Source organism: Methanospirillum hungatei, from assembly GCF_020216685.1.
In the GTDB taxonomy this organism is placed as follows: Archaea; Halobacteriota; Methanomicrobia; order Methanomicrobiales; family Methanospirillaceae; genus Methanospirillum; species Methanospirillum hungatei_B.
This window is the reverse complement of the sequence record NZ_JAIWNS010000051.1, coordinates 1-10,000: the sequence shown is the minus strand read 5'-3', so window position 1 is coordinate 10,000 and position 10,000 is coordinate 1. Positions and strand designations below refer to the sequence as shown.

Annotated in this window: 6 protein-coding genes and 1 tRNA gene; 3 read left to right on the top strand and 4 right to left on the bottom strand. The window is 48.2% G+C overall.

From position 1 onward, the window contains the following. Positions 1-2,572: DNA polymerase II large subunit (locus LDL35_RS02840; RefSeq protein WP_304019297.1), on the top strand; the 2,572-nt coding region annotated here is incomplete at its 5' end. Here LDL35_RS02840 and LDL35_RS02835 read toward each other — a convergent pair. Next, positions 2,565-5,093, bottom strand: coding sequence for an ABC transporter substrate binding protein (locus LDL35_RS02835; protein WP_304019295.1), 2,529 nt, complete (start codon positions 5,091-5,093; stop codon positions 2,565-2,567). The two genes, LDL35_RS02840 and LDL35_RS02835, sit on opposite strands and share 8 nt — an antisense overlap. 192 nt (positions 5,094-5,285) lie before the next feature. Between LDL35_RS02835 and LDL35_RS02830 the strand changes: the two genes are divergently transcribed. Further along, positions 5,286-5,368, top strand: a tRNA-Leu gene (locus LDL35_RS02830). A 573-nt stretch (positions 5,369-5,941) separates the two neighbouring features. Here LDL35_RS02830 and LDL35_RS02825 read toward each other — a convergent pair. From LDL35_RS02825 to katG, 3 genes are all read right to left on the bottom strand, one after another. Then, positions 5,942-6,217: a HEPN domain-containing protein gene (locus tag LDL35_RS02825; RefSeq protein ID WP_304019293.1), complete on the bottom strand. Its 276-nt coding sequence runs from the start codon at positions 6,215-6,217 to the stop codon at positions 5,942-5,944. A gap of 107 nt (positions 6,218-6,324) precedes the next feature. Continuing rightward, complete coding sequence (locus LDL35_RS02820; RefSeq protein ID WP_304019291.1) at positions 6,325-6,654, bottom strand: nucleotidyltransferase domain-containing protein; 330 nt, start codon at positions 6,652-6,654, stop codon at positions 6,325-6,327. Positions 6,655-6,740: 86 nt separating this feature from the next. Further along, positions 6,741-8,942 carry a catalase/peroxidase HPI gene (gene katG, locus LDL35_RS02815; protein WP_304019289.1) on the bottom strand — a complete coding sequence of 734 codons (2,202 nt, stop codon included), beginning with the start codon at positions 8,940-8,942 and terminating at the stop codon, positions 6,741-6,743. Between the two features lie 387 nt (positions 8,943-9,329). Between katG and LDL35_RS02810 the strand changes: the two genes are divergently transcribed. Beyond that, a complete protein-coding gene (locus LDL35_RS02810; RefSeq protein ID WP_304019287.1) occupies positions 9,330-9,860 on the top strand; it encodes a hypothetical protein in 531 nt (176 codons plus the stop codon). Positions 9,861-10,000: the final 140 nt, after the last annotated feature.

Below are 10,000 nucleotides of genomic sequence, written 5' to 3'. Positions count from 1 at the left end.
CTGGTGGCGTCTTGAAGGAGGCATCACCCGTCCGGCAGATGAAGATGAGGCCATTCTCCAATGCGAGTCCGGATTATATCTTCATCCGGATTACCTGTTCCTCTGGGATGATCTCACACCTGCCGAGATCAGAAGGCTTGCTGAGTTCATTCACGAGCATGGCACGCTCGCTGATGGTACCCTCATTCTCCCGCTTGATCCAACGATAAAGGAGTATCTGGAGCGGGTACTCTGTGAACACCAGGTAAGGGAGGGTATGATCCGTATCACCCCATGCAGGATAGTCCTCAAATGTCTGGGGCTTGACAGCTCCCTTGCTCTCACCGATTCCTGGGAGAAGGAACTCCCTGATTCCACGCTGGATCTTGTGCAGTCTCTTTCCGGAATGAAGATGCGATCAAAGGCAGGGACCAGGATAGGGGGACGAATGGGAAGACCGGGGAAATCAAAGCCCCGTGAGATGAAACCTGCCCCTCATGTCCTCTTTCCGGTCGGGGAAGCAGGAGGGTCCCGGCGGTCAGTACAGGAAGCCTCCAAATTCTCCTACCAGGCAAATACCGAAGGGGGGAACCTGCAGCTTGAGATGGGGGTCAGGCGATGTCCTGCCTGTGGGACTGAGTCATACAAAAACCGGTGCTCATGTGGAACCCATACTGAACCGGTCTTGTCATGTTCACGATGCGGAATTGAGGTCCAGGGAGCGGTATGCCCGCAGTGTGGCATGGAACCCACATCTGTCAGGCAGTACACCGTCAATGTCCGGCAGATATTGCAGCAGGCTTTTGCAGACCTTGGCATGCGGGATCGGGATGCTGAACTGGTGAAAGGGGTGAAAGGACTGGTCTCACGGAATAAGCCGGTCGAACTCATAGAAAAAGGGGTGATCCGGGCTGCAAACAAGCTCTTTGTCTTCAAAGACGGGACAGTCAGGTTTGATATCATTGATATGCCCCTCACCCACTTCAGGCCCAGAGAGATTGGTGTTTCGGTTGAGAGACTGCGGGACTTAGGGTATCTGCAGGATATATACGGAGTCCCCCTGCAGAATCCTGACCAGATTCTTGAACTCCCTCCCCAGGATATTCTTGTACCGGAGGGCTGTGGGGATTACCTCTTCTCCTGCACCCGGTTTATTGACACACTGCTCGAGAAGGTCTATGGCCTTCCTCCCTTTTACAACCTTGAAACGCGAAGTGATCTCGTCGGCCACCTGGTCATCGGTCTTGCTCCCCACACCAGTGCCGGTGTCCTTGCCCGGATCATCGGTTTTTCAAAAGCAAATGTGGGATATGGACATCCGTTCTTCCATGCTGCGAAACGAAGGAACTGTTTTCATGGAGACACCCTTATTGAGGTCTATGCGGACGGGATGCTGCAGGAGATTCCGATCAGACGGTTTGTTCTGGAACACCTGGATCTTTCACAGGCGGGCGTGGACGCACTCGGGACATTCTATGCCGACCCGGTCCGTCCGGCCCATATCAGAAGTGTTGACACCGGTGGAATCCCGCATCTCCGGAAGGTAACATCGGTCTCCGTGCACAAGGCGCCGGCAAACCTGATTCAGTTCTCAACCTCACGGGGAAAAAATCTCCTGGTCACCCCTGACCATGCCATGCTTGTCTGGGATGTCTCATATCTTCGAAAAATCAGGGCACTTGAGGTGAAAATCGGCGATGCAGTTCCTATCTGGGAGTCTGGCGTGGTAATCAGTGACCGGATTGTATCTATCGATTATGTGCCCTGTGAGGATGAACGGGTGTACTGCCTGACGGTTGACAGGGATCATACTGTGGTTGGAAACGGGATCTTCACCGGCCAGTGTGACGGTGATGAGGACTGTGTCATGTTGCTGCTTGACGGCCTGATTAACTTCTCCCGTTCATTTCTCCCGGTAACACGGGGTGGCTCGATGGATGCTCCGTTGGTCCTGACGAGCAGAATTGATCCGACTGAGATTGACAAGGAGAGTCATAACCTGGATGTCTGTGCGACCTACCCGATTGAGGTATATGAGACCGCTCTCCGGTACGGGAATGCCAAGGATGTGGAGAGTCTGGTTGACCGGGTTGAGCGGCGGCTGAATACTCCGGCACAGATCGAGGGATTCTTCTTTACTCATGACACATCAGACATCTCAGCCGGCCCCCTGGAGACGATGTATACCCAGCTTCAGTCGATGCTGGACAAGCTTGACTGTGAACTCTCCCTTGCAAAGCGGATTCGGGCTGTAGATGAACACGATGTTGCAGAACGTGTCCTCAAGACCCATTTTATCCGCGACCTGCAGGGAAATCTCTCTGCCTTTTCAAAACAGAAGTTCCGGTGCACCAAGTGTAATACCAGTTACCGAAGGATGCCTCTAGCCGGAAAATGCAAATGCGGGGGAAATATAATCCCAACCGTGCATGAAGGGTCTGTGAAGAAATACCTGCAGATGTCCAGACAGATATGTGAAGAATACAATATTACTGAATATACCCGCCAGCGGATAGAGGTAATAGACATGAATATCGAGTCCACATTCGGAGAAGAAAAGGTTGAACAGATGGGCCTTGCAGATTTCATGTAATTTCGCTCTCAAACCGGTAATTTCCTTTGGGAACCCGCATCACAAACCTGGCACCGGTTCCATACTCCCCGGTTTCGGTTATGGAAATTCCGGTGATAGCAAGGATCTCCCTGACCAGTATGAGCCCGATTCCGGCTTTTCCTTCCAGGTTCAGGGATAAGATCTGCTCTTTGTATTCTGAAGGAATCCCAATCCCGTTATCTTCGTATATGAGGAGAAGGTCATCTCCGTCCTGTTCTGTCCTGATACCGATATTTGTTACCCGTTCACCATGCATGATGGAGTTTTCGACAAGGTGCAGAAACACCTTTTCCAGGAATGGATCAGCATAGATGAAGAGCCCTTTTACTGAAATCTCCCTGGTAATTCCTCCCATACTCAGGTGAGATAGAGCATAGATGAAAACTTCCTCAACATTCTGCCATACTGCCGGTAAAAGCCCCATGTCCTGGTAATTTTTCATAAAGAGTACGAGACGGTCGATGGATCGGACAGCACTCCGGCTCCGTTCAAGGTATTTTTCCGCATCAGAATCCCGGACGATGTCAGCAGCAAAGTCAAGATACCCCCGAAGAATGAAGAGCTGGTTGTTCATGGTGGTCCGGGTGAGATAATTGAAGAGATTGAGTTTCTCCGTGGCCTTCCTGATAGCATTCTCAGTCCGCAGCCGTTCTGATATATCCCGCATGGCAGCAACAATCCATATCTTCCCTTTCCATTCAAAGAACCGGCCGATAATCTCCACCGGAAACCTGACGCCTGATCTCTTCTGATGATATCGCAGGGGGATGGCAAATGTTCCGGTCCGGACTTCTGAGAAGAATGCCCTGGTAGTATCTGGCTCTGCAGATAATGAGGTGATATTCATCCCGATGAGTTCACTCTTCTGGTATCCGTACATTTCGGCAGCGAAGAGGTTTGCTTCAAGTACCTCTCCGGTGCTTTGATCGATGAGGAAAATCGCCTCTTTTCCAAGTTCAAAGAGGTTATAGTACTTCTCATGACTCTCCTCAAGTTCTTCCCGTGCTGCCTTCTGCTCTGTGATATCAAATGCAAGCCCGATTACCCCGGTGACAGAGCCTTTTGCATCGGTAACAGGCACTTTTCTCACGGTAAGGGGAATGGTTGTTCCGGATTTTTCAGGGATAGTCTCTTCCGGGATGAAGAGCGGCTTTCCTGATGAAATGACGGTATTATCCTGCCCCTGGTATCTGGTTGCGATTTCATGTGTGAACAGGTCATAATCGGTCTTTCCCTTGATCTCATCCGCTTTCAAACCTATCGTATCACACAAGGTCTGGCTGGCATACTGGTATACTCCATTCCTGTCTTTCAAAAAAGCATATCCGGGAAGTGCATCAAGAAGGGTCATCATCAACTTTTCTGTTCTTCTCCGAACCAGCATAATGGAAAAGAGGGTAATAAGAGCAGCAGAGAGGATAATGATAACCAGCAGGGCAGCCATAATTAACCCGTAATACTGCTCAATGATTGCCGGCGGCTTATGCAGGAGGATGCTTCCCGGGGGGATACGCTCCTCCGGCACCTTAAACCGTTCCAGTACGGCATAATCAAAGATCAACTGGGTTGCGTCAGTTCCCACAATCGGAATTTCAGATATCTCTTTTCCTGACAGTATCTCTGAGGCCATCTGACCGGCAATATATCCTTGTCTGTATCCGGAAAGGATACTCCCTCCGACGGTTCCCCGTCCGGTATTGAAATCATAGAGGTTAAAAACCGGGACCGGGCTTATTGCTGCTACGTTCTCTGCAAACTGACCGATGTCTACAATGGCACCGGTGTTATCCACCGACCAGGAGCCAATCAGGATGGCTGTTCCTTGGGTCTGGTTCCTGACCTCCTGATACACTTCCCCGGTTGTGATATCACCGATGTAGGAGAACGAAGCCCGATCCTGGTATTTCCTGCTGGCATTTCTGATGGTCTCTGCAATCCCTTTTCCTGATTCTGTATATTCACAGAGTACCAGGATATGCTTAGTATCTGGAAAAAGGTGGAAAATGCTCTCTATAGTATCTTCCGGGTTTATTGTCTCGATTACACCGGTAGTTTGCGGGTATGTGTCAGGCCGTATCTCATCAAATCCATTCAGCGCGGTGAAGACTATCGGTGCATCAGAAAATATTTCAGTGCGGTGCTTCAGCCCGAAGATGAGAGCGGCATCGTCTGTGGTGATGAGGAGATTCACCGGCTGGTTTTTGTACCGGTATCGCAGGAGATCTTCAACAAGGTTCAGGTTCTCTTGAGTTGGGTAGTTCTTCCAGTTCAAATATTCAAATGAGATGGAGGTGTTCGCCGGCAGTGGCCCCAGTCCTGCCAGGATACCCTGTGATATGTTTGCCGTCCAGGTCAGGGTCGGGTTATAGGAATGCAGGACCAGGATGAACTGCCCGTTATCCTGATTGGATGCGGCTCCATTGGTTGTTGAAACGAGAAGAGCTATGGCCAGCAGTGCGAATAGCCGAAGTATTGTGTGGATGGTGAGGAGCCTGTCCATTCTCTTGAACCTCTTATGTATGGACTAAAGTAAGTATCGATCAATGATGACCTGAGTCTTTAGTTTATAAATGGTTTATCTGTGAGTGTCCGGATGTGATATCATATCGAAAATATACAAATAGGATCCTCACCAACCTAAGTATGTCAGCTTGGTGTGGATCTCTTCCATACCATCTCTTCTTCTTATTGTGCGGGGATAGCCAAGTGGTCAAAGGCGAACGCCTCAAGAGCGTTTCTCGTAGGAGTTCAGGGGTTCGACTCCCTTTCCCCGCATATACCTTCTTATTCGGTCGAATGGTTAGAATATTTCTCATTTTCAGGTAGAAAAAGATTTTAATGCTCATATTCACGTTCGTAAGGTCTGGGTTACCCTCCTAAAATTGAGTTGTTACCACAAAGTTTGTTCTTCTATAATAACTCACAAAACTCTTCAACCGATAAGCCTGCGTCAGCAATGAGTATTCGCAAGGTACCCGTTTCATTCGATCATGAAGGTGACCGACAGGGTGACAAATCCCGATACGAAATACCAGAGAATAGCTAAAAACCCCGTTCAACAAGGTGAGGTTTATAAATGCTGTATAAACGAGCGATAAACGGGGGTTTTTAGTTATCCTCACCGGTTTATTGCAGAACCGGCCACTAAGACAATATGGATAAAAATCCCTGGGTATCAGGACTGGACAGGTATAATCCTCACCCCCTCTTCGGAAAAAAATCTCCTCCTTGTAAGGTAAAAGCACCCTTTTTTTCGGCTGAAGAAAGTTAAAAAGTGAAGATAACAAATTTCCAATCTTCTTGAAGGTGCATCCTATATTTATGAGAATATTTTTTGAGAGTCGGAGTTTAGGATATGGATTGCATAATCTGCGAACATGTTTGAACAAATACTTTGGCATGCTCAAGAGTAGTATACGACCTGATCAAATCGATCCTTCGTTCAGATGAATAATCCGCCTCTTCACGAAGAGTCTCGCCGGCAGCAAGATATTCCCAAATATCATATGGAATCTGGCCGGTTCTGACAAAATGCTCACTCATGGCAGCAACAACTCCGCGATGAGTCTTCAGAGTAATATTCTTGGTTAGAAGCAAGGCTCTCGCTGCAAAAAAACATCGCATAGTATGCACGGGAAACTGAATCTTCAAAATATTCATCATCGTGGAGAGACTGAGCTACTACCAGACGCTCCCTGGATTTTTCCAGAAGTATATGCGATTCAATCAGGTTAGCCAACAAGGACTCCTTCCTGTTTTACATTTCGTAAAAATGAGAATGAACTTGCCTGTTCAAACTCTGCGGTTGTCCTGACCTTTACTGAAAGCATGACTCCGGTTTCTGAAAAAATCTGATATCCCATCGTGATCAGCTGATATTCAATATCCCATCCAGGGTCTTTCGTAATGACCATAATATCAATATCAGATTCGGAACCTGCTTCACCCCGGGCATATGAACCGAAAAGGAGGATTTGACTGATGGAACCACCAAAAACGTCCCGTACACGGGATACATACCGGGAAATAGCGTCTTCTACCACCGGTTTTGTGTCTTTCATCTGCTCCCTGCTTTTCATATTGATACCAATTACTTCTTATAAGAATAATTAATGGCGATCTAACATCATTGTAACGATGGTGTTGATCACTGAATACGATCAAACCGATCCAGGTTCATCACCTTGGTCCATGCCGCAACAAAGTCCTGAATAAACTTATCTTTTCCATCCGAGCATGCATATACCTCTGCCAGAGCCCGGAGCTGGGAGTTTGATCCAAAGATGAGATCAACTCGTGTTCCGGTCCACTTGACTACACCGGTCCTGCGATTCCGTCCTTCATAGAGATCTCCTACCTCTGATACCGGGCTCCATTCCGTGCTCATATCAAGAAGATGTATGAAATAATCATTGGTCAGAGTTTCAGGTTTATCGGTAAATACCCCGTGTTTTGTCTGACCGAAATTGGTATTCAAAACCCGCATACCTCCAATAAGTACGGTCATCTCCGGAGCAGTAAGCGTCAGCAGCTGGGCTTTATCGATCAGCATGGCCTCTGGTTTCATGGGAAGATGACGTTTTGCATAGTTCCTGAACCCATCTGCCATCGGCTCAAGCACTGCAAATGATGCTGCATCTGTCTGTTCCTGCACGGCATCCATCCGTCCGGGAGTGAATGGAACTGTTACTGAATATCCGGCATTCTTTGCAGCCTGCTCGATACCGGCACAGCCTCCCAGAACGATGAGATCAGCAAGAGAGACTCTCTTTCCGCCAGGAGCATTCTGGTTAAATTCATCCTGGATCCCCTCGAGTATCTTCAGCACCTTTGCTAATTCTGCCGGTTCGTTCACCTCCCAGTCTTTCTGTGGATCAAGCCTGATTCGTGCACCGTTTGCACCTCCACGTTTATCAGATCCACGGAATGTCGATGCAGCTGACCAGGCGGTATATACCAGCCGGGAGATGGAAAGACCTGACGCAAGAATCCTGCTCTTGAGAAGAGCGATATCCTGGTCATCGATCAGCGGGTGGTTAACTGCCGGAATGGGATCCTGCCAGATAAGGTCTTCATTAGGGACCTCCGGGCCAAGATAACGGGTCTTCGGGCCCATATCCCGGTGTGTCAGTTTAAACCAGGCCCGGGCAAATGCATCTGCAAGTAACTCCGGATTCTCGTAAAACCGTCTTGATATCTTCTCATATATGGGATCAAACCTAAGGGCCAGATCGGTCGTCAGCATCCCCGGAGCATGTCGTTTCTTCGGGTCATGGGGATCAGGAACAGTCCCGGCTCCTGCCTCTCCCTTTGGTTTCCACTGATACGCTCCGGCCGGGCTCTTTGTCAACTCCCATTCGTAACTAAAGAGAACCCTGAAGAAATTATTGCTCCATTTCGTCGGTGTGGGAGTCCAGGTGATCTCAATGCCACTTGTGATGGTGTCATTCCCCTTCCCGGTGCCAAAACTGTTCTTCCATCCAAGCCCCTGCTCCTCAATCCCGGCAGCTTCCGGTTCAGGTCCCAGATGAGAGGCAGGACCGGCACCATGGGTTTTCCCAAAGGCATGGCCACCGGCGATGAGGGCCACCGTCTCTTCGTCATTCATGGCCATCCGGGCGAAAACCTCACGGATATCCCTGGCCGCTGCAACCGGATCCGGGTTACCATCCGGACCTTCTGGGTTGACATAAATAAGTCCCATTTGAACGGCGGCCAGAGGTTTTTCAAGTTCACGGTCCGCGGAATATCGTTTATCTCCAAGCCACGTATCTTCAGATCCCCAGTATGTGTCTTCCTGCGGTTCCCAGACATCCTCACGTCCTCCTCCAAAGCCGAATGTTTTGAATCCCATCGATTCGAGGGCGACGTTTCCGGCAAGAATCATAAGGTCAGCCCATGAGATCTTCTGACCATATTTCTGTTTTATCGGCCAGAGAAGGCGTCGGGCTTTGTCTAGATTCACATTATCCGGCCAGCTGTTGAGCGGGGGAAACCGCTGCTCTCCACCACTGGCGCCCCCCCGGCCATCAAAGGTCCGGTATGTTCCGGCACTATGCCATGCCATTCGGATAAACAAAGGCCCGTAATGGCCAAAATCAGCCGGCCACCACTCCTGCGAACTGGTCATCAGATCCCTCAGATCCTGTTTCACCGCTGTAAGATCCAACTTTTTAAATTCTTCGCGATAATTGAACTTCTGACCAAGCGGATTAGAGAGTGGAGAGTTCTGGGAGAGGATCTTCAGGTTCAGCTGGTCCGGCCACCAGTCACGGTTTGATGTCCCTTTACCGGGTATCTGCATAGTTATCCCGCCAGTTTCAGGGGACTTCTTGGTATCAGCCATCATGTCACCTTCCTACAATTGTCTGAACTCTCTCCTGCAGGGGGATAAATATTCCTGATCGTCCCGATGACCATTTCGGTATTTCATAGCCTCAGAATGACAGGGGGTTTTTTGCTATCCTCAATAAATATACTTATAGGTCATCAACAATCCTAAATATCAACCATATTTTTTATTCTTTTGTTATTCTGCCTATTTATTGGTATATGAGTCCCATTCACACGCTCAGTCCTAATCCATCTGGTTTTTCGGGGGCAACATTTGATGCTGAATTCATCTCTTCATTTCATTCTCTTTTGTCCTGCATCAGAATTATTTCACAGACAATCCATTCTCCAGCATAAAACCGAATACTTCTAATCTTATTCGCACCAGAGTTTGTACCTCTACATGAGAAAGATAAGCCAAAAAAATTACGACCTGGTTTTCAAAGAAGCCTTCTCGATTTTTGACAATAGATCACTGGCATTCCTTGGTATTGATCTGCCACCCATAAACTCGTTCCTGGTGACGGAGATTCCTGAAGTTGAGATGACGGATGACATGATGGATCTGAATTTTCGTCTTGAGGATGGATCTATCCTTCACCTTGAAGAGGAGACAGATCTTTCAAGAAGAGATCTCATCAGGTTTGCTCATTATGATCTCCGTCTCTTCCAGTATTATGATGCACCTGTCCATACGGTGGTTCTTACTCCTGCAGATAGTTCGAGCGGAACAAAAGTTTTAGATATTGGCAGTCTACAGTATAACGTATTACAAATCGTTCTGTCTGATCGTGATGGTGATGCCCTGCTCTCCCAGATACGGGAAGCTCTGGAGAAAGGTGAGCCGGTAAACGAACTGGAACTTATCTTTTTACCTCTGATGAAGAGCAGGCTTTCCAAAACCGAACTGCTCAGGAGGACGATTGAACTTTAAAAAGAACTTCCACAAAAGGATCTTAGAAATAAAGTCCGGGAATTAACTTTAATATTAGCGGATAAGATTGTTGACCAAAAAATACTAGATGAATTATGGGAGGAATTACGTATGTTTAAAGTTGTAAAATATGCTGAAGA